Consider the following 19,999-nt stretch of genomic DNA (forward strand, 5'->3'; position numbering starts at 1 on the left):
AATTGGATAAAAAGCGACCAATGTATGAAGTTTCAAATTCAAGAAATTTTGAAACTAAAGAAAGAAGTAAGATTCGAAGTGTTTTCATTTTTTATGTTCCGTATCTCATACATTTAAATCCGGGTGAAGAATTTGAAGTATGTCTACCTGAAAACAAAAATAAGAAACATACGATAAAAGTTATAAACAAGACGCCATATACCTTGAAACATAATCAAAAGTTTTTTGGATTTAATGATACAAAAGAAGAAGATTTGGAGAAGAATGTGTTTGTTAGTACTGGTGACCGGTTTGGAATAACTGGTTATTCAGAAATGGAAATTAAACTTGATAGGTATATTGACTTGTTTGATAAGAATGAGAAGATTGACACGGAAAAGTTATATAAAGCAGTTGAAAAAATGTGTCTTGTATATAACTATTTTCTAGATGTATATGGTGCTATTACAAAACATAGACAAGTTTTAAAAATATCACCTGTAGATATCCATACTTTGCAGTTTCATCAACTTAATGAAAGTAACGAGACTTTTAATCAAGTAGATTTTAAACATCTATTTGAAGTTGCTTTGTTTAAAGGGTTTGTTTCACCTTCTGATCAGGAAAAGAATCGAATGAAAAAAATCCTTATGAGTGCTGATGAAAATGTTCGCTACGCTAGTTTGGGGGTTAATGCAGTTAGAAGCGTTTATGCTGGGGAATATTTATCTGGAATTGTACAAGCAGTAACGCAATTAGAAAGATTTTTGTATGTTTTATTTGAAAATAGGATGGAGGATATAGAAAAAACTGAACGAAAAAAAATACTGACCACATTAGGATTATCAAATTTATTGATATTATTAAAGATGGTTCTAAGTGGTGAAGAGTTTACAAGTATTGAGAAGGCTGTTGATTTAGATAAAATTAAGCAAGCTATTACAGCTAGGAATAATTATATACATGAGGGTGATGATAAAGTTGGGACAAATTCCTTTGCTAAGGCTCAAGAATTTGTAAATGAAATTAATCTTCTATGTGTAGCTCTTGCTAAAGTATTAGGTATTGATCATATATTAGATCGAGAAGAATTAGACATTAGAGGAAAATTATAAATTAGTAGTGCGAACTATTCGCGAACTATTTACGGACACGTTTTGGTTTTTAACATGTTATATTTGTATTGTGAGAAGTGGCGGAAAACACAACTCATAAAATTTCTTTATAATATATGTTGTTTAAACGGTTTCATAATGACGGCACATAAAATCCGAAACCAGCACATGGGACTGATTGAGTGATACTGTTATTAAGGAGAGCTTTTGCTCTTCTTCCAGTTACTTAATAATGTTAGATCGGGCCAGTGCAACATCATTAGGTGACTGGAAGAAGGATGAAACTTCAATTACCGTATTTCTGTAATTACATAAAATATTTGGCAAAAGGGCAAATGGTGTATAGTTCTCTAGTATTAATATTTTTATAGGGATGTACGTTCTGCATATGCTATAATTATACTGGTTTATAATTCCAGTATAATTGTAGAAGGGATGTTGAAAGCATGAGTTTTCAAAATAAATTTGCAGAACGAGCAAAACAATATTTAGGAGAAGACTTGGATGAAAAGATTATTAAAGATCAACATAATAAAATGATTTCAGATTATCTAGTTCCAATAAGAAAGGGCATTGGAACAGTCCAGAATCAAAACTATAAATTCCATATTGGAATGCATAGTTCTCAAATAGTAATAGATAATGTCGAATTCCGAACAGAAGTTAACACGGAAAACAATACAATCAGCATCGAGAAAATTGTTGATGGTGAATTTAGTTCCCTTGATACAATTGTTGTGCAAGATGAAGAATTGTTTGCTGTAGGTCGAAATGAGAAATTTACGACGGAGCTTTTGGCAAGTTATTTACGTGAAACATTTGGAGAAAAGTTAGGATTATAAGTTCATAGTGAGTTATTGAAAGCATTCCTTATGGAGTGCTTTTATTGAGTAGCAAAGGAGCGATATTTTGATTCGAGATATTAATGAAAATATGGAAGCATTAATTAGAGGGTGGGGCTTGCCACAGGCTCTTAAAGAACAAGAAGGCGATATTGAGTATCAATTTAATGGTCAAAGAATTGTTAATAAACATGAACAAAGTTATTTTTGTGATGAGGGAAATGTGAAGTTTTGTCTTTATAATAAAATAAATAATAAACCTTTGGTTTCTATCGACTTTCATAGAATGTCTCCTCGAGCAATGGAACTAAGGAGAACGAATGAGAAATCAATCACTTTACAATTATTATATGTTATTGATGATTCATTGAGAAACAAAGGAATAGCTACTTTTTATATTAGAAAACTTCAGGAGTATGCGCGTGATGAGGGAATGGATTACATTAGTGTAGCACCATACACTGACGTTGATATATTTAAAAATAATATGGCTAAAGCATTAAGTAGAAATGACTTAATAAAGTTTTATGAAAATTTAAGTACTCCTAAAATGCCTATGAAAATTATTTTATAGTAAATTGGTATGAGAGCATTCCTTCGGGAGTGCTTTTTATTTTTGAGGAGGTGAAGAGATGAATCTAACGTTGCATAATGGAAATTTGAATAAGTTGGCAAGAGATACTTCACAGGACAGTATCATCTTGAGAGTTGGTGAACAAGAAATGGTATCTCTGAAAAGTAATGGAGATATCTATGTTTAAGGTAAGCTTGTTGAAAACGATAAAGAAGTTGTAGAAGGCATGAGAGAGTTCTTGAAGTTATCTAGGTAAAGAAAGGCGCAAACGTGTTGCATTATATAGAGACAAGGGGTGAGAGGATGGAATTAAATAAGCTTGAAAAAGCAATGGTCATTGGAATAATCTTTCGCGCTCTTCGTAGTAAGAAGAAAATAAAACAGTATGTAGGATTAGAAAGGTTACCAGATGTAATTCAAGTGTTAGATGAGCTACAAGAAAACGCAATGCTTGAAGATAAAGAAGAAGCTATAACAAGTGTAATCAATAAGTTGTTGGATAATCTGCTAGTGAAAGATAAGGGGTGAGGCAATGAGAGATGACGTTGAGTCTCGATTAAAAGAGTTCTATAAGTTATATGAAGCTTATAAAGTAATCAGCAATTGGATTCGAGATAATTGGGAATCAATAATGGAAATGGCTAGAGCTTTTACACAATGCCTAGATTATGACTATGAACCAACAACACCTAAACAAGTATACGGATATGTTAAACATAAAGTGATGAAGTCACAGATTATGGATCGTAAGCCTAAATGTATTAGAGCAAGGACGGTGTGTTAACAATGGACTATATTAAGCTCATAAGAGAAGGTAAGCTTATGAAGTTCTATAAGTCTAAAGAGTGGAGAGTACTAAGGCTCAAGGCTCTACAGCGTGATAATTACGAATGTCAAATCTGTAAGTCGAAAGGTAAATATAAGCCTGCTGAGAATGTGCATCATCTTAAAGAGGTTAAGACACATCCACACTTAGCAATGGATTTAGATAACCTACAATGCTTATGCATTCGATGTCACAATGAAGTACATGATCGATTGGATAAAGTCGAAAAGAAGGTACCTAAGTTCATGAATGAGGAACGGTGGTAGCTATGATTATTGTGGATGGTAGTTGGTCATTCGATACTGACTTAATGATTCAATACGCTGAGAAGGGCGAGCGTACATCATATGAACGCGACATGCTTAATCAGTTCCGAAAGTATTCTTACTGGCGTTATTGCCAGATAAGAGACTGTGTGAATCCAAGGAAGTGTAAGAGACTTAAACTTACTGATGTTAGAGAAAGATTACAAGAAGAAGAGAATTTAATATTTACGACGGACATTCTAAAGATTTCTAGTGAAGAAGTCTTTTTTATTTTGGAATTTATTGAAACTTACTTTGAATTAGTCTCTTAAACACCCCCCGGTCAAAAAGTTTGGCTTTTAGTAGGAGGACCATTCAACGGGGGGAGGAGAGCGGTTAAAACATATTTGCAAATTAAAAAGTTAGAGGGGGGGTACTTGTGCGAAAACTATCAAAAAAAGCACAAATAAAACAAGATTTATTACAGCAATTGGAAGTGAATAATTTGTATGGTATGCATTACGTTGATCTTGTCGATGATTACATGACTATGGTTGATGTGAAAAATAAGCTGGCAAGAGAAATAAAAAAGAAAGGCCCGATGATTGAATGGCAAAATAGTGAGAGTCAAAAAGGGACTAAGGCGAATCCAGCAACAAAAGAATTTCGTGAAACGAATAAACGTATGACAGAATTATTAAAGATGCTTGGTTTGAAGGAACCAGTAATTGAAGAAGGAACTGAAGACGATGACATCTAGATATCCTTCTACATATCAATATCATCCATACATTGATGAATATATGCGCATGGTTGAGAATGGAGAAATCCAAAGTTGTGAAGAACAAAAGCTTCTCATGAAATTCCTTCGTTGGAAGTTAGATCAACCGGATGTGGTAATTGATGCGGAAGCTATTGAAAAATCGGTGGAGAAGCCAGCCCCCTATTTTCCCTTTTCCCTATTTGCTTGGCAAAGATTTTGTAATGCATTTTTTTACGGTGTACGTTATGCAGATGGTCGTCTTATGTTTGATAGGTATTTGCTATTACTTGGACGTGGTGCAGGTAAAAACGGATATATAAGTTATGACAGCTTTTATATGATGAGTGGACACCATGGAATTAAAAATTATGATATAGACATTGTAGCAACATCTGAAGATCAAGCTAAGACATCATTTCAAGATGTTTACGATATTTTAGAAGCACCAAAATTCGCGAGGAAGTTAAAAAAGGTTTTTTACAAATCAAAAATACTTATAAAACATTTAAAAACAAAATCAAAGTTTGAATTTAACACATCAAATGCTCGTACAAAAGATGGTAAGAGAAGTGGAGCTGTTATATTTGATGAGTTACATGAGTATGAAGATTATTCCAATATTAAAGTTTTTACATCTGGTTTAGGTAAAAAGAAAGACCCAAGGATTTTTTATATTACAACCGATGGAAATGTCCGTGGTGGAGTGCTAGATGATATGAAAGAAGAAGCTCAAATGGTATTAAATAAAGAATTACCAGACTCCACACTATTTCCTTTTATATGCAAACTTGATAATGAACAAGAAGTTCATGATGAGTCTATGTGGGAAAAAGCTAATCCTTCATATAGGTATAACGAAAATTTACAGCATAAAATGCGTAAAGAATATCACGATATGAAACGAAACAGTGCATTGCGAATTGAGTTCATGACAAAAAGAATGAATTTACCTGTCGAAGATACAAGGAAAGAGGTTGCTACTTATGATGAACGATTAGCAACAAATCAACCATTCCCTGAAAATGTCCAAGGGATAGAATGTATTGGAGCGGTTGATTTCGCACAAATTCGTGATTTCTGTTCAGTTGGAATCTTATTTAAAAAAGATGGGAAACGATATTGGAAGCAGCATACGTTTATGCATCATACAGCGCCTAAGTTGCAAGATATTAATCCAGATATCATTCGAATTGCAATTGAAAAGGAATTACTTACTGTTGTTTATGACAAATCAATTAGTGCGGAACATGTACGAGATTGGTTCGTAATGATGAATAAAGAATACCGTATAAAAAAAGTCAGTATGGATTTATATCGTTCAGCTATTTTAAAAGAATCGCTTGAAGAGGCTGGCTTTGAAATTGAAATTGTTCGTCGTGGTCCAGCGACGCATAGTAAGCTTGCTCCACTCGTGGAAGAGGTATTTATTAAACATGCAATTGTATTTGGTGATGATCCACTTATGCGTTGGTATGTGGGTAATGTTTATAAAGAAGAAAAGATGAATGGCAATATTGAATATAAAAAGGTTGATAAAGAGAAGCGAAAAACAGATGGTTTTTTCGCTTTTTTACATGCGCTTAATTGCGATAGTGAGTTAAAAGAATCAAGTGCTTTAACAAAAGAAAATGTTAGAAAGATATTCAAATCATTTAGTGTATAAAAGGTGGTGAGAATGTGGGATTAAGAGAATGGATAAGTGGTTTTCTTGGAAGTAATAACACTTTCACTTTAAAGGAATGTCTTTATGAATTAAGTGTGGATTATTACTATAAAAAATTAGCAGTGGAAAGCTGTATTGATTTAATAGCTAATGCTCTAACAAGGTGTGAATTTCAAACGTTTGAAAAAGGGAAAGAAAAACGTGGTGAAAATCATTATTTACTCAATGTGCAACCTAATCAAAATCAAAACGCATCAGAATTTATGCATAGCTTAGTTAATCATTTAATTATGGAAAATGAATGTGTAGTGATTATGCAAAATGAACAATTATATATAGCTGAGTCTTTTAATATTACTAAGTTTGCATTAAAAGAAAATATATATAATGACATAACCATTGGTAATTTCACTTTTGATAAATCATTTAATGAATCTGAAGTGTTTCATTTTAAGCTAAATGATCGTAATATCATGGAAGTTATCGATGGCATGTATAACAGTTTTGGGAAGTTACTCGCATCTTCTATTGACTATTATAAAAGAAAAAATAATAAGCGCTTGTTAATTAAAGGAGATTTTTTAAGAGCGCAAGATCCAGGAACACAAGCAGCGATCGATGAAATGTTTGAAAGTCAGTTAAAGAACTGGTTCAATGCTGATAAAGTAGGCTCCGCTTTTCAATTACAAGATGGTTATGTTTTTGAAGATATGAGCGATAGTAAAAACGGCGTCGCAAACAATAGCACAAGCCGTGATATTAGTGATTTAGTCAGTGACATATTTGGCTATGTAGCAACAGCTTTTCATGTACCTATCGGCATTTTAAAAGGTGATGTGGCTGATATTGAAAAGCAAATGGATTCATTTTTAGCATTTTGTATTAATCCGATTGCTGAATTGATACAAGATGAATTTAATCGAAAGATGTACAAAAAAGAAGAGTATTTAAAAAGAACATATTTAAAGATTGATACAACAAAAATTAAGATTGTTGATATTACGAAATTATCAACCGCAATGGATAAATTATTTGCGATTGGTGGTCTAACAATTAATGATGTCATAATGATGCTTGGAAAAGAGCCTATTGATGAAGAATGGGCAAACAGAAGACATGTAACAAAAAACTATCAAGAAGCGGATTCACTGGAAGGAGGTGAAAAGGATGAAACGTTACAAGAATGAAAAATATAACCATCTAGCTAATGTCCAACATACCTATAAGGCAGAAGCGAAAGCTGATTCACTGGACATAACGATTTATGGTGATATTGGTGAATCATGGTGGAGTGATTCTACATCCGCAGTTGATATTGAGAGAACATTAAAAGCTACTTCAGCAAATATTATTAATATCAATTTGAATAGTCCTGGTGGGGATGTATTCGATGGGATTGCAATTTATAACCAACTAAAAAACCACCCGGCAAAAATTATCATTAACGTAGATGGACTGGCCGCAAGTGCCGCATCTATTATTGCAATGGCAGCAGACGAACTAATTATGAATACAGGTTCTATGTTAATGATTCATGAAGCCTCTACATGGACTTGGGGAACAAAATTAGATATTCGCAAGACATTGAATGCTCTTGAGGGAATTGATAAATCGCTTGCGGATATTTATATGACCCGTTATCAAGGGGAACGTTCAGAAATTGAGACAATGATTGCGAATGAAACATGGTTTACCGCCAATGAGGCAGTAGAGATTGGATTGGCTCATAAAGTAAATGAACATGTAGAAGATGACGATGAGGTAGATCCAGAGGAATTTAAAAATAATGTACTTCAGAAATTCCGAAATAAAAATAACCAACAGAATGAACCAGTAGCAGCAGGTTCAAATGAAAATATACTTAACAAATTTAAGCGCGCGTAAAGCAGTGCTTTTTTTATTGTCTTAAAAACAGGAGGGAATAAGATGACTATTAAAAATTTAGATCGTCCGATAATCGAAAATAAAGATCAACAAATTAATAATGTAAAAGAGGCGCTTGAAACAGGTGATGCACAAGCGGTAGCGGCACGAATTGTCGCAAATATGGAAAACAACATGCAACATTTTCAAGATATGATGAACGATGTAATTAATGAAGCACAACAAGCAAAAAATGAAAATTGGGATGCTCAAGTGTTGGCCTCTCGCGGTGTACGTGTCTTAACAAATGAAGAAAAGAAATTTTATAATGCAGCAATTGAAGTTAGATCATTTAGCGAAACACATCAATTGATGCCGCCAACTGTTTTTGAACGAGTTTTTGAAGATTTAGAAAAGGAACATCCGTTACTTTCTCTTGTTAATTTCCAAACCGTAGGCGCAAAGACGCAATGGGTTGTTAGAAAAGAGGGCACCACGACAGCGTTCTGGGGCGATGTATGTGACTCGATAAGAGAAATGATTGATGAAGGTTTTGAAACAATTGAAGAAGGAATGTACAAACTTAGTGGATTTTTAGTTGTATGTAAAGCAATGTTTGAACTAGGTCCTGAATGGTTAGATAAGTATGTTCGTACATTTATGAAAGAAGTTGTAGCAGAAGAATTAGAAAAAGTTATTGTTATGGGGACAGGGAAAAAACAACCAATTGGTATGATCAAAGATTTAAAAGGATCAGTAACAGATGGTATTTATCCAGATAAAAAGAAAGTTGTTTTAGAAGACTTTACTCCTGTAACAATCGGTAAAAAAATCTTAGCTCCTACTACTAAAGGAGGAACGAAACGCTATACAGGGGTAACGCTTATTGTGAATCCTTTGGATTATGCAACAAAATTTTTCCCGATTGGTGCAAAACGTAAAGATGATGGTACTTGGACATATGATAATTTTGGAGTGCCAGGTTTAACGATGGTCCAGTCGCCAGCCGTCCCATTAAATACAATGATCTCTGGTAAACCGAAAGATTACTTTATGGGAGTTGCTTCAGAACAACGTTTAGAGTCAGACGATACAATCCGTTTAATTGAAGATCAACGTTTATATCTCGTTCGTCAACTTGCAAATGGTCGTCCGTTAGATCCTGATTCGTTCACTGTATTTGATATTACAGCGCTAGAAGCGAAAGAAGGCACTACAACGCCCTAATCCATCCTCTCCTGTTGAAGAGAGGAATTATTCAGCATTAACGAAGGTAGAGATTCAGTCTTTATTAGATCAAAGTGGTATTGAATACAAGTCTAATGCAACAAAGGCTGAACTAATCACTTTTTTAGAAGGTGATGCGAATGGATGAGCTTTTGAATGAACTAAAAGATGTTCTTAAAATCACCTGGAATGAAGAGGATGCTAGTTTAATAAAACTTTTAGAAAAAGGAGAGGCGTATTTGTCAAGGTTAACAAATGCGTCTTTTGATTTTTCAAAAGAGCTAATACCGAAAGACTTGCTGTTAGAACGGTGTCGGTATGTTTATAACAATGCAGGTGATGAATTTGAAAAGAATTATAAAAATGAATTATCCAGGCTTATTTTAGATGTGGCTTTAGGAAAAGTTGGTGTAATCAATGGTTCTAAAATCGTATAGAGAAACCTTAAATGACGGATTTCTACAATATGGATATAAAAAAACAGAGCGTTCAGAAGAGGGAAAAAGAATAGGTGAGAAGTTTCGTGAAGAAGGAAAGCTTGCCTATAAAGTGATGTCTTTACGGGACAGTGATTACAAAATGGTGGGCGTTTTAACAACGGGATTAGATTTAAAAGTTAAAACACTGTATCCACCTTCCTTTAGAAAGATAAATAAAAATAAACTTAAGGTATTAATGGATGGAATCGAATATGACGTGATTAAAGCGGATCATGATTCTAACAAACAATACCTTTTCTTTTATTTGCAGCAGGCGGTGAAATCTCGTGAATGAAAAATCTAAAAAGCTTATGAAGGAGCAGAGAAGAGGCATTAAAAAAGCTCTTGAAGACGGATTTAAGCTTTTAGTTGTTGAGGATGAACTAGCAGAAGATGAGGAATCGCAATTAACAGAAGAGGGATACAACTGTTTTATTTTGGAATATGGTGAGTTTCAACCGTCTTCTAATGATCGTACAATTTCTCAAAGCATATATGTTAGTTATTTATCGGAAAATCAATCGAATTTAGATGAGCAGGTCATTGATATTATTTCGTGGGTTGGCAAGGTGAAAATGGTATCTTTTGTAGTTTCTAAAAGCGATCGCCTTCAAGTGAAAGATACAGATCGTTTTATTGATCGTGTTGTTTTTACGTTTAAGAGGGTGATTCCAATTGAGTGCATTTGAGCTTGATTATGAAGCGATAGAAAAGCTTGAAGAAAAAATGCGGTTATTACCAAATAAGATGGAACCTACAATCAATACCATCCTCCACACTGACGGTATACGAATTGCAATAGAAGAGATTACAAAGCTTATTCCAGTATCTCGTTCTAAATGGAGTGTTCGAAATAAGACCCATGCCAAAGATAGCAACTGGTCCAAAAGCGAAAAGATGAATTTAGGTTTTAGGATATTAGCCCGTGGTGGAGCAGCTAATAAAAAAGGATCGTTTGGTTATCTAGTATTCCCGAACCAAGGAAGGGGTTCACATAATCCCTTAGAACAACGATTTGCGGAGCGTGGGATTGTAAACGCTAGGCCAAGAATTTTAGGAGAGCTACACAAAGGTGTAGATAAAGTATTGGAGGAGGAATTTTAAATGGTTAAAGTAATTGAAGAATTTGATTCCGTGTCGATTGCGAATGCAAGTATTCAATTTAAGAAGAAAGGAACGCAAGAGCCAGGAACAAAATTTGGATGTGTAGGATCAATTGAAGGGGAACCAGAAAATAAGGAAATGAAAAAGGTATGTGGTGGCGTGACGTTGAAAAAGAAAGCGAAAACCACGGAACTTAAAGTTACTGTTTCAGCGTATATTCCTGTTAAAGTAGCAAGAGATTATTTTGGTTTTAATACAACTGGATTAAAGCCGGGTGTATGGGCGTTCGGTAGTGATTCAAAGGGATATGATTTTGTATTTACGGCTGATGTAGTAGATGAGTTTGAAGATGTTGTAAAACTTATTGCGTTTCCAAATTGCTCAAACTCCACTGGTTTTAAATTTGCTATTGCAAATGGTGAGGAAGAATTGGCAATGATGGAATTAGAATTCTCGGCTTTACCAGATGATTTAAATAAATTCTATTATGAAGCGTTTGTGGATGAATTAGCAGATGCAACAGTCGCTCAAAAGTGGCATACACAATTTAATTCAGCTCTTGTTAAAGGAACAACTTCAGCTTAAAGCCCTAGTTTCATACAGGGCTTTTTCTTTTGGATTTAAATGAGAAGAAAATGAAAGTGAGGAAATAGCAGATGAAAGTACAAAAAATAACATTAAAAGAAGTCGAATTTGTAGAAGTAGAAGGTGAGTATGAAAAACGTTTTATTAATAAACAGAACTATCCGGCGTTTTTAACCAATTACGCTTTGAAAAAAGGCCAAGAAGAAGGGCTTATTACTAGTTCAATTATTGCTGATATCGTGAAATTCCAAGCATTAGATGGATTAAGAAATGAGGATAATAAAGATTTATCAGCTTTAGAACAAATCGATCAAACAAGTATTCATAAAGTGATTTATATGGCGTTTAAAGGCGCAAACCCAAAAGAAAAGTTAACATTTAATGATTTCTTACAGAAGTATCATGATTCATTAGCAGAATCTATGGAACTATATACGAAGCTGGTTGTTGATGTAATTAGTCAAGATCCAAATCAATTTGCCACAGCACTGAAAAAAAGTACAAATAGCGGCGGTAACGGTGAAAAAAAGTAAAAAATCCAGACATTAAAATTGAATGTGTGGAAGATAAATACGTCTTGTATTGTCTAGTCTCTGGAATAGATCCAGAGACTTTTTGGCATGAGCCAATTTCGTCTGTTGAGCGTATTTACGCAGGGATTACAGCGTTTGAAGCATGGCGTAACAATCCCAAGTAAAGGTAGGTGAGATAATGGCAAGAAATAATTCGGAAGTTGAAGTTATATTTAAAGCGCAAAATAAAGATTTTAATGATGCTATGAAGGGCATGAATCAGGAAACTAAAAAACTTCGTCAAGAAATGAAATTACAAGAAGAGCAGATGAAGTTAAATGCTACTGATTCAGAAAAACTACAAGCAAAGCTTCAAAACCTTTCCCAACAGTATGCAGTTGCACAAAGGGCGACGCAAGCAACGGCGGAACATTTACAACGTGCTAAAGAATTGTACGGAGAAAATTCAACTGTTGTAGCAAAACTAGAGTCAAAATTACGAAGTCAACAAATAACAGAACAACAGTTAGCGAATAGTATTAAACAAACTTCTGAAAGCTTAAAGCAGGCGAGAGATGCTGAACAGGAAAGAACAAGTGAAACAGCTAAAGCGGCTCAAAAACTAAAAGAGCTAAAAGGACAGGAAGAGCAGTTGCAATCTTCTCTTTCTAAGTTGAATTCTCAATACGAGTTACAAAAAGCGACGCTTGGTGAGAATGCTTCAGAAATAGAGAAATTACGTTTGAAAATAGATAATCTTGGAGAGCAACATACTGTTGCAGCTAGTAAAGTACAAAACTATCAGAAACAGTTAGATCAAGCCAAACAGCAGTATGGTGAAAATGCTAGTGAAATCCAAAGATATGAAACGCAGCTAATACAAGCTCGGACAGCAGAACAGCAGTTGCAGAACCAATTAAGTGCGACAAATAGAAGTTTGCAGGAACAAGAAAACGCAACGAAACAGTTAAAGACATTCTTTGATGCGACTGAAACGAGTGTAGATCATTTTGCAAATGCATTAGGAAATAACCTTACAAACGCAATACGAAACGGTACAGCGACAGCTAGGCAGTTAGAACAAGCGATCCAAATCATCGGCCGTGAAGCATTAGGTTCAGAAGCAGATATTGAGAAATTACAGCGATCTCTTCGTTCAATAGATGATGGAAACTCATTACAACAAGTTCGAAATGACTTGAGAGACATTTCACGAGAAGCAGAAAGAGCATCGCACAGTTTTAAAGAATTAGATATCGGTTTAGAAAATATTCTTGGTGGATTAATGGCTGGTGGTGGTATTTCAGGAGCTATTGAGCAAGCGCTTGATACTTCTAAATTAAAAACAAAAATTGACGTTTCTTTTGAAGTTCCAGCATCCTCTAAAAAATCGGTAGAAGAAGCGGTTCGTGGTGTAGAAGCCTATGGTGTTGATGTAGAGGAAGCACTGGAGGGTACACGTAGACAATGGGCGTTAAATCAAACTGTCAGTGATAAAGCTAATGCTTCCATTGTAAAAGGAGCAGGAGCCATTGCAAGTGCTTATGCAGGTATAGATTTTACTGAGTTAATTCAAGAAGCGAATGAAATTGGTAATGAATTAGGGATAACTAGTGATACGGCTTTAGGGCTAACGAATCGTCTGTTGAAAATTGGCTTTCCTCCTGAGCAATTAGACATTATTGCTGAATATGGTGGGCAGCTAACACGAGCGGGTTACAATGCTGAAGAAGTACAAGCGATTATGGAGGCTGGTGTTGATACAGGTACCTGGAATTAGATTATAGTTCCCTTGTATGGCGACATACAATGAAAAACTCCTTTAATTCAGTGGAACTCTCAAATGAGACAATACTGAGCGAAGCCTTTTAATTAAGGAACGTGCAACGACTAGTCGAGAGACGTAGGGTGTAAGCAAACGACACTCGAAACGGGGAGCAACTCAAGTAGTTGAAGATATAGTCTAATCTATGCGGTGACGTATAGCAGTTCATAAGAGAACGGGCGTGATGTTGCGAATCACGTTGACTACAAATGATTGATAATCTCTTAGATGGATTAAAAGAAGGCCGTGTTAAAGCGGCTGAATTTGGTCAAGGTGTCGACAAGTCTATGAAAGAAGCTCTTGAAGGTACTAAAATATCGGCTGATCAGTTAGAAAAGTGGGGGCAATCTGTCGCTAAAGGCGGTAAAGAAGGTTCAGCAGCTATGACAGATATTGCCAAAGCATTGGCTAGTATTGAAGATGAAACAAAGCGAAATGAGATTGGTGTTAAGCTTTTCGGAACGATGTATGAAGATCAAGGCCAGAATATCACCAATACACTTATTGGCGCTCAAGATAAAGTTATAGATTTAAACAAGAATCAAGAACAGCTAAATGAAATGATTAAGAAAATGGATGCCAGCCCAGCTGTAAAGTTTCAAAAAGCTATGAATGACTTAAAAATGGCACTTGAACCTGTTTTGGGAGTCATTGCTGATGTAATAAGTGCTTTTGCGGGCTTCGTTTCGGAACACCCAGCGTTATCAGCAGCTATAACAACAATTGTAACCGCGCTCGGGATTCTTGTTGGAGCATGTATGGCGTTAGCCCCAGTATTTGTCACCTTATCCAGTATAGCTGGTATATTGGGTGTAAGTATTGGGGCTGTTGCTGGTCCAGTTGCATTGGTAGTTGGGGGAGTAATAGCCGCATCCGCAGCTATTGCCGGATTGGTCATTTGGATGCGGAATTTGTGGCAAACCAATGAAGGGTTCAAAAATAGCATTACGAGTGTAATTGAGAGCGTTCAAAACTTTGGACACGCATTATCTTCACTGGGTAAATATCTATTCTATACGGCTGTTGATGGGGATTATTTAAATGATTGGATTACTCATTTACCAAAAGGTTTTCAAAATGCGGCTGAAATAATAGGGTTGGCAGTCAGCAAGATACGTGAAGCTTGTCTTCATCTTTTTGATGCAGTAAAAGCTGTTTTTTCGGGTGATTTTAGTCAGTTAGGTGAAATTTTTAAGACAATTGGCCCTACTATAGCGGGAGCGATTATTGGTGGGCTTCCTGGTGTTCTCATCTCTGTATCTCGTTATTTGCCAGCCATTGCAGAGTATTTGAATGCAAACTCCGGAATTATAATTGAAACCATAACAAATATTTTTACCAATATAGCTAATTTCGTAACAACGGTATTACCGCAATTTCTTGAAGCAGGATCACAAATGATTTCAAACCTTGTAAATGGTTTGGTTGTAGCGGCTCCAATTATGCTCGAAGCTATCGTTGGGATTATAAATACAATTTCGCAGATGATTGCTACCTATCTCCCTATGATTGTTCAAATGGGAATACAAATCATTCAAACTTTAATTTCTGGGATTGTACAAGTCTTACCTACTCTGATAGAAACAGGACTTCAATTGATTCTAACTTTAATAAACGGAATTATGCAGATGCTTCCACAGTTAATCCAAATAGCTGTAACGATTATTCAAACTATTATTAATGGAATTATGTCATTTTTACCCCAGCTAATTGAAATGGGAATAAATTTATTAGTTTCATTAATTACAGGAATCACACAAGCTTTACCTATGATTGCTTTAGCGATTATTACAGTCATTACAACTTTAATTGAAGCCATTACAGCGAATTTACCTATGATTATTGAAGCTGGTGTTAAGGTTTTAACTAGCTTAATAGATGGAATCATTAAAATGCTACCGCAACTTATTGATTTAGCGATAAATCTTATAACCAAAGTGGCGGATACTTTATTAACAAACTTACCTAAAATAATTGAATCCGGTGTAAAGATTTTAATGGCCATTATTGATGGGATTGTACAAGTGTTACCACAGCTTATTAATGCAGCATTAGATTTAATTGTCAAAATAGCATCTACATTAATTGCGAACTTGCCGAAGATACTGGAAGCAGGCGTAAAGATTTTGCTTATGTTGATTGCTGGGATTGTAAAGGTGATACCGGAATTAATTGCAGCCGCATTAAAGCTAATTGTTACTTTAGCAGGAGAGTTAATTAAGAATCTACCTAAAATCCTTGAAGCTGGTGTTCAACTAATTTGGGCTTTAATAAAAGGGATTGTCAGCATGGTAGGGCAATTAGGTTCGACAATTGTAACAGATATTGTACCGAAAATCGTTGACACATTAAGAAAAATCGATCTATTTAAGATAGGTAAAGATATCATAAGTGGATTGATAGATGGTCTAGGTAGCATGGCTGGTAAAGTGTTAAGTAAGGTGAAGTCTATAGGTAACGATATTCTTGATGGTTTTACTTCCTTCTTCGACATCCATAGTCCATCTCGAAAAATGAGGGATCAGGTTGGTAAACAAGTTGGTGCGGGGCTTGCTGTTGGTATGGAACAATCAATTTCAACAGTTCTTGCGGCAGCTAAAAACTTAGCAAATTCAGTGTATACGGTATTAGAAACTACGTTAAACACTTTCAATAGCTCCACTGTAAATGACATGATGAATAACAATCCTCTTCGGAGTTATTTTGAAGCAATTTTATATGATGGAGATTATCTTAATGATTGGATTACTCATTTACCAATGGATATGAGAGATGCATTAAAAGCAGTTGGGAAAGAATTAGAACAGTTCACTCTTGATGGAGTAGAAGACGATAGTCCTATTGCGCGGTATATTCGTAGCATATTAGAGGGGGGAGACCCAGCTCAAGATATACTAAAAGAATTTAACAATTCGAATAAGTGGCTAGAAATTGGTAAAAAAATATCTGGTTTCAGAGAGCAAATTTTTAGAGACTTTTATAATGCTCCAAACCAAAAGACAAACAAAAGTAATGGGTTACAATCCGCACTTAATAATATTTCAAACATGGTTGATGATACTTTTAAAAAGTTGAATTTATATGGGATAAACAAACAAGATAACATCGCTTCTAATCTGTCAGCATTAGCGACAGGAGCAGTTCAACCGATTGTTCAACAAATTGATAGAGGTCCTGTAGAAATTAATTTTTATAACACAATTAATAATGAACGTGATGTGGATCGCATGTTTGAAAAAGCAAATGATTGGTTTGCTGAGCGTGGCCGTAATGTAAAAATAGGAATAGGGAGGACTTAAATTGCTAGACATAGGTATCGATAATCAGTTAGCAAGTGACTATGGAATATGTATGATAGAACGCCCAGTTATTCCTACAGCAGAACAGGAAGTAGAATATATTGAAGTGCCGGGTAGACATGGTTCACTTACAAAAAAAGGGGCGTTTAAAGACGTCCCTTTAAAAATAAAGTTCAATATGCTTGAAGAAGAGAATATTAAGCCATTAGTTCGGCGCATGAAGGCTTGGTTGATGAATGGCAAGACACTATATTTTACAGATGATGATGTGTATCGAAAAATTAAACATGTTGTAATAGGTGATATTGCAAATGAAATTGAAGAACATGGTGAGTTTGAAGTCGACTTTACGCTTGATCCGTTTGAGTATACAGAAGATGCAAACATAATGTTGAGTACTCCTGGATCTATTTATAATCCAGGTACAATGGAATCAACTCCGATGTTGTTTGTTGCAGGGAATGGTACATTTCGAATTTTCATTAATGATGTTTCTTTTCAGATTAAAGATGTAAATGGTTCTGTTGTAATAGATTCAGAATTATTAGAGGCATACAGTGGTACAGTATCAATGAATGATAAGATGATTGGTGGTTTTCCAGAATTCCAAATAGGAGAAAATAAAATAGAGTGGTCAGGTGCTATTCAATTTATTTCAATTCAACCAAGATGGAGATATAAATAATGGTTACTTTATATAAACCAAATGAAACAGATTTTACGCATAACGGAATTGGTGTTTTAGATAAACATATTTATAGTGCAACTGTTGAGGAAGAACTCAACGGTTTATTTGTTTTTAATTTTAATTATCCTTTATTTGCTCCATATGGAACGAAGATTGACGGAATGAGCATCATAAAAGTTCCTACTCCTGATGGGGATCAGTTATTTCGCGTGGTGACTCCTAAAGTGAGCATGGGAGAAATCAAAGCGGTTTGTTATCACATTTTTTATGATTTAACGGAAAACTTGATTGAAGATATATTTATACAGCCTACAAATGGTACTGGGGCTATGGCTAGGTTATCATCAGGTTGTCAATATAAGCATCCGTTTACTTTTTATTCTGACGTAACGAATATATCCACCGCACGTATTGTTCGAAAGAATCCAGTGGAAGCAATGTTGGATACGAGCCAAGATAACTCATTCGTGAATCGATGGGGCGGGGAATTAAAAAGAGACAACTTCGATGTTAAGATGCTGAAAAACCGAGGAGCTAATCGTGGAGTAGTAATAAGACATAAAAAAGATTTGTTAGGTTATGAAGGAAGTGTGGACTGGAAAAGCCCTACTACCAGAATTATGCCGCAAGGGTTTGACGGATTGTTATTACCAGAAAAATATGTAGATAGTCCACTGATTCATAAGTATCCACATCCGAGAATACGAGTTATTGAATTTAATCATATAAAAGCAGCTATTGGTAAAAATGCAAATGATGAAGACGCATTACCTGTAGAAGAAGCGTATAACAGGTTACGTCAAGCCGCTAAAGCTATGTTTGATATTCAGATGGTAGATCAACCAAAAGCGACATATAAGGTTGAATTTCAAGAGTTGTCTCAAACAGAGGAGTATAAAGAATATAAAATTTTGCAGCGTGTCTGGATGGGCGATATTGTTACAGTTAAACATGAGGAAGATGGTATTGATATTCAAGCAAAAGTTATTGCGTATAAATATGATCCGATTAAAAAGGAATATATCAATGTAACCATTGGAAACTTTAAAGAATCTTTTACAGATACGGCTGGTAAGGTAGATCAAATCCAACAAGATTTATCCAATATGCCAGGATCTTTACTGGATGCAGCGAAAGAAAATGCCACAAAATTAATCAATTCGGGATTTGGTGGAAATGTACGTGTATATCCAGACCGAATTTTAATTATGGATACCAAAAATGAAATGACAGCTTCAAAAGTGTGGCAGTGGAACATAAACGGATTAGGGTATTCATCAAACGGGGTAAATGGTCCGTATGAAATAGCAATGACAAAAGATGGGCGTATTGTTGCGGATTTTATTACAACTGGAGTATTGAATGGAAATTTGATTCGAGGCGGAGAAATAACAGGAACTACTCTTAGAACTGCCAATGATTCTAACTATGTCTCTATTTCCAAACAGTTTATTAGGTTAATGGAATCGTATATCACTCGGATTTTCATGGGCTATTATATAAATCAAAGTAATGTCATGCAACCCACTATTGTATTAGGTGGCAACAATGATATAACAGCAACGCAGGGTGCAGTGTTAGTTTACCAACTCGAAAGTTCTCCCAAGTCAGGAGGAATCGGAATATCAAATGGATACCTAAATGGTGATCCAAACAGAGTCTATTTTTCAGCGGGCCTTGCGTTTAATCAAAATGGACATGCAGAACTAAGAGCGGATCAAAGCCTAGAACTAGAGTCAAAAGCATCCTATGCTTCTTTGAGAAGCCAAAATAATCTTTTTCTGGAAAGTAGAACAGGTGGTACTTATTTCACTGCAAAAGAAGGGTTTAATTTCCGCCAAAATGGAGATCGAGTTGTTGATTTGAAGTTGACACCTGGTGGAGATAGTGACATCGTATTTCAGAACATTTTATTACGGAACAACAGAAATTATGAAAATACCTATGTGCAAGTGAAAAGTGCTGGGGGAACTTATTTCAACGGTGTTTTAGCAGCAGATTTTAAAGTATCTTCTAAAAAGAAATATAAAACGAATATACGTGATATTAAATTTGATGCGTTAGAGAAGGTAATGGGCTGGGAAATTAAACAGTATAACCTTAAGACAGAAGTAGCCGAGTTATATGATATGCGTATGAAACGTAAAGAAGGAGATCCAATCCTTACAACAAACGATATTACAACGCATTATGGAGTTGTACTTCCGGATGAATCAAAAGAAAATGGTGTTGGCTTATATGGGATGATTTCGCAGACTGTTAAAGCATTTCAGGAGTATGTAACTAAAACAGATGCTAGAATCGAAGAATTAGAGCCGATAAAGCCTAAAGGAAATATAAAACACAGGAACAAAGTAAAACGTCAAAGAAGACCGCCTAGACGCGTGAAAAGGAATAGTTAGAGAGAGGT

General features: G+C 35.2%; 22 protein-coding genes and 2 pseudogenes. All 24 read left to right on the forward strand.

The window, feature by feature from the left end; genetic code table 11:
* Positions 1 to 2 precede the first annotated feature (2 nt).
* The 24 genes and pseudogenes from QO049_RS22335 to QO049_RS22445 all read left to right on the forward strand — a co-directional run bounded on the left by QO049_RS22335 (position 3) and on the right by QO049_RS22445 (position 19,991).
* Positions 3 to 1,094, forward strand: coding sequence for a hypothetical protein (locus tag QO049_RS22335; RefSeq protein ID WP_284489482.1), 1,092 nt, complete (start codon positions 3 to 5; stop codon positions 1,092 to 1,094).
* A 446-nt stretch (positions 1,095 to 1,540) separates the two neighbouring features.
* On the forward strand, positions 1,541 to 1,936 hold the full coding sequence (locus tag QO049_RS22340; RefSeq protein WP_105434262.1) for a DUF3942 family protein: 396 nt from the start codon (positions 1,541 to 1,543) through the stop codon (positions 1,934 to 1,936).
* Between the two features lie 67 nt (positions 1,937 to 2,003).
* Positions 2,004 to 2,510, forward strand: coding sequence for a GNAT family protein (locus tag QO049_RS22345; RefSeq protein WP_284489483.1), 507 nt, complete (start codon positions 2,004 to 2,006; stop codon positions 2,508 to 2,510).
* A gap of 58 nt (positions 2,511 to 2,568) precedes the next feature.
* Positions 2,569 to 2,766 (forward strand): annotated as a pseudogene (locus QO049_RS22350) (hypothetical protein).
* A gap of 47 nt (positions 2,767 to 2,813) precedes the next feature.
* Entirely contained in the window at positions 2,814 to 3,038 is a 225-nt protein-coding gene (locus QO049_RS22355; RefSeq protein ID WP_105434264.1) for a hypothetical protein, read from the forward strand.
* A gap of 4 nt (positions 3,039 to 3,042) precedes the next feature.
* Entirely contained in the window at positions 3,043 to 3,294 is a 252-nt protein-coding gene (locus QO049_RS22360) for a hypothetical protein (RefSeq protein WP_105434265.1), read from the forward strand.
* 38 nt (positions 3,295 to 3,332) lie between these two features.
* Positions 3,333 to 3,602, forward strand: coding sequence for an HNH endonuclease (locus QO049_RS22365; RefSeq protein ID WP_284489484.1), 270 nt, complete (start codon positions 3,333 to 3,335; stop codon positions 3,600 to 3,602).
* A 2-nt stretch (positions 3,603 to 3,604) separates the two neighbouring features.
* Positions 3,605 to 3,913, forward strand: a complete 309-nt coding sequence (locus tag QO049_RS22370) for a hypothetical protein (protein WP_105434266.1) — start codon at positions 3,605 to 3,607, stop codon at positions 3,911 to 3,913.
* A gap of 107 nt (positions 3,914 to 4,020) precedes the next feature.
* A complete protein-coding gene (locus QO049_RS22375; protein ID WP_284489485.1) occupies positions 4,021 to 4,341 on the forward strand; it encodes a P27 family phage terminase small subunit in 321 nt (106 codons plus the stop codon).
* Positions 4,331 to 6,007 (forward strand): terminase TerL endonuclease subunit, encoded by a 1,677-nt coding sequence (locus QO049_RS22380; protein WP_284489486.1) that lies wholly within the window; start codon positions 4,331 to 4,333, stop codon positions 6,005 to 6,007. Before QO049_RS22375 ends, QO049_RS22380 begins: the two co-directional genes overlap by 11 nt.
* A 14-nt stretch (positions 6,008 to 6,021) precedes the next feature.
* Positions 6,022 to 7,194, forward strand: a complete 1,173-nt coding sequence (locus QO049_RS22385; protein WP_284489487.1) for a phage portal protein — start codon at positions 6,022 to 6,024, stop codon at positions 7,192 to 7,194.
* A complete protein-coding gene (locus QO049_RS22390; RefSeq protein WP_284489488.1) occupies positions 7,175 to 7,891 on the forward strand; it encodes a head maturation protease, ClpP-related in 717 nt (238 codons plus the stop codon). Before QO049_RS22385 ends, QO049_RS22390 begins: the two co-directional genes overlap by 20 nt.
* A 42-nt stretch (positions 7,892 to 7,933) precedes the next feature.
* Positions 7,934 to 9,097 (forward strand): phage major capsid protein, encoded by a 1,164-nt coding sequence (locus QO049_RS22395; RefSeq protein WP_284489489.1) that lies wholly within the window; start codon positions 7,934 to 7,936, stop codon positions 9,095 to 9,097.
* A 37-nt stretch (positions 9,098 to 9,134) separates the two neighbouring features.
* Positions 9,135 to 9,245: pseudogene (locus QO049_RS30775) on the forward strand (hypothetical protein); the annotation flags it as partial.
* The gene (locus QO049_RS22400) at positions 9,238 to 9,534 is read left to right on the forward strand and encodes a hypothetical protein (protein ID WP_284489490.1); all 297 of its coding nucleotides are present in this window, start codon (positions 9,238 to 9,240) and stop codon (positions 9,532 to 9,534) included. The pseudogene QO049_RS30775 and the gene QO049_RS22400, both read left to right, overlap by 8 nt.
* A complete protein-coding gene (locus QO049_RS22405; protein ID WP_000243384.1) occupies positions 9,515 to 9,871 on the forward strand; it encodes a phage head closure protein in 357 nt (118 codons plus the stop codon). Before QO049_RS22400 ends, QO049_RS22405 begins: the two co-directional genes overlap by 20 nt.
* Entirely contained in the window at positions 9,864 to 10,265 is a 402-nt protein-coding gene (locus tag QO049_RS22410; protein WP_284489491.1) for a hypothetical protein, read from the forward strand. The genes QO049_RS22405 and QO049_RS22410 overlap by 8 nt, the downstream gene beginning before the upstream one ends.
* Positions 10,252 to 10,680 (forward strand): hypothetical protein, encoded by a 429-nt coding sequence (locus tag QO049_RS22415; RefSeq protein ID WP_284489492.1) that lies wholly within the window; start codon positions 10,252 to 10,254, stop codon positions 10,678 to 10,680. Before QO049_RS22410 ends, QO049_RS22415 begins: the two co-directional genes overlap by 14 nt.
* Complete coding sequence (locus QO049_RS22420) at positions 10,681 to 11,265, forward strand: phage tail protein (RefSeq protein ID WP_086391599.1); 585 nt, start codon at positions 10,681 to 10,683, stop codon at positions 11,263 to 11,265.
* Positions 11,266 to 11,336: 71 nt separating this feature from the next.
* Positions 11,337 to 11,798 carry a hypothetical protein gene (locus QO049_RS22425; RefSeq protein WP_284489493.1) on the forward strand — a complete coding sequence of 154 codons (462 nt, stop codon included), beginning with the start codon at positions 11,337 to 11,339 and terminating at the stop codon, positions 11,796 to 11,798.
* Positions 11,799 to 11,976: 178 nt separating this feature from the next.
* Entirely contained in the window at positions 11,977 to 13,557 is a 1,581-nt protein-coding gene (locus tag QO049_RS22430; protein ID WP_284489494.1) for a coiled-coil domain-containing protein, read from the forward strand.
* Between the two features lie 509 nt (positions 13,558 to 14,066).
* Positions 14,067 to 16,901, forward strand: coding sequence for a phage tail family protein (locus QO049_RS22435; protein ID WP_284489506.1), 2,835 nt, complete (start codon positions 14,067 to 14,069; stop codon positions 16,899 to 16,901).
* 1 nt (position 16,902) lies between these two features.
* Positions 16,903 to 17,586 carry a distal tail protein Dit gene (locus QO049_RS22440; RefSeq protein ID WP_284489495.1) on the forward strand — a complete coding sequence of 228 codons (684 nt, stop codon included), beginning with the start codon at positions 16,903 to 16,905 and terminating at the stop codon, positions 17,584 to 17,586.
* Positions 17,586 to 19,991, forward strand: a complete 2,406-nt coding sequence (locus QO049_RS22445) for a phage tail spike protein (protein ID WP_284489496.1) — start codon at positions 17,586 to 17,588, stop codon at positions 19,989 to 19,991. Before QO049_RS22440 ends, QO049_RS22445 begins: the two co-directional genes overlap by 1 nt.
* Positions 19,992 to 19,999 lie beyond the last annotated feature (8 nt).

It is taken from the genome of Bacillus sp. RB3 (assembly GCF_030164735.1).
Lineage (GTDB): Bacteria > Bacillota > Bacilli > Bacillales > Bacillaceae_G > Bacillus_A > Bacillus_A cereus.

Excerpts from the sequence above, each read along its gene's own strand:
- QO049_RS22340 (WP_105434262.1), top strand. The coding sequence starts at position 1,541 with ATGAGTTTTCAAAATAAATTTGCAGAACGAGCAAAACAATATTTAGGA.
- QO049_RS22355 (WP_105434264.1), top strand. The coding sequence starts at position 2,814 with ATGGAATTAAATAAGCTTGAAAAAGCAATGGTCATTGGAATAATCTTT.
- QO049_RS22360 (WP_105434265.1), top strand. The coding sequence starts at position 3,043 with ATGAGAGATGACGTTGAGTCTCGATTAAAAGAGTTCTATAAGTTATAT.
- QO049_RS22365 (WP_284489484.1), top strand. The coding sequence starts at position 3,333 with ATGAAGTTCTATAAGTCTAAAGAGTGGAGAGTACTAAGGCTCAAGGCT.
- QO049_RS22370 (WP_105434266.1), top strand. The coding sequence starts at position 3,605 with ATGATTATTGTGGATGGTAGTTGGTCATTCGATACTGACTTAATGATT.
- QO049_RS22380 (WP_284489486.1), top strand. The coding sequence starts at position 4,331 with ATGACATCTAGATATCCTTCTACATATCAATATCATCCATACATTGAT.
- QO049_RS22390 (WP_284489488.1), top strand. The coding sequence starts at position 7,175 with ATGAAACGTTACAAGAATGAAAAATATAACCATCTAGCTAATGTCCAA.
- QO049_RS22395 (WP_284489489.1), top strand. The coding sequence starts at position 7,934 with ATGACTATTAAAAATTTAGATCGTCCGATAATCGAAAATAAAGATCAA.
- QO049_RS22400 (WP_284489490.1), top strand. The coding sequence starts at position 9,238 with ATGGATGAGCTTTTGAATGAACTAAAAGATGTTCTTAAAATCACCTGG.
- QO049_RS22405 (WP_000243384.1), top strand. The coding sequence starts at position 9,515 with ATGGTTCTAAAATCGTATAGAGAAACCTTAAATGACGGATTTCTACAA.
- QO049_RS22420 (WP_086391599.1), top strand. The coding sequence starts at position 10,681 with ATGGTTAAAGTAATTGAAGAATTTGATTCCGTGTCGATTGCGAATGCA.
- QO049_RS22425 (WP_284489493.1), top strand. The coding sequence starts at position 11,337 with ATGAAAGTACAAAAAATAACATTAAAAGAAGTCGAATTTGTAGAAGTA.
- QO049_RS22430 (WP_284489494.1), top strand. The coding sequence starts at position 11,977 with ATGGCAAGAAATAATTCGGAAGTTGAAGTTATATTTAAAGCGCAAAAT.
- QO049_RS22435 (WP_284489506.1), top strand. The coding sequence starts at position 14,067 with ATGTATGAAGATCAAGGCCAGAATATCACCAATACACTTATTGGCGCT.
- QO049_RS22445 (WP_284489496.1), top strand. The coding sequence starts at position 17,586 with ATGGTTACTTTATATAAACCAAATGAAACAGATTTTACGCATAACGGA.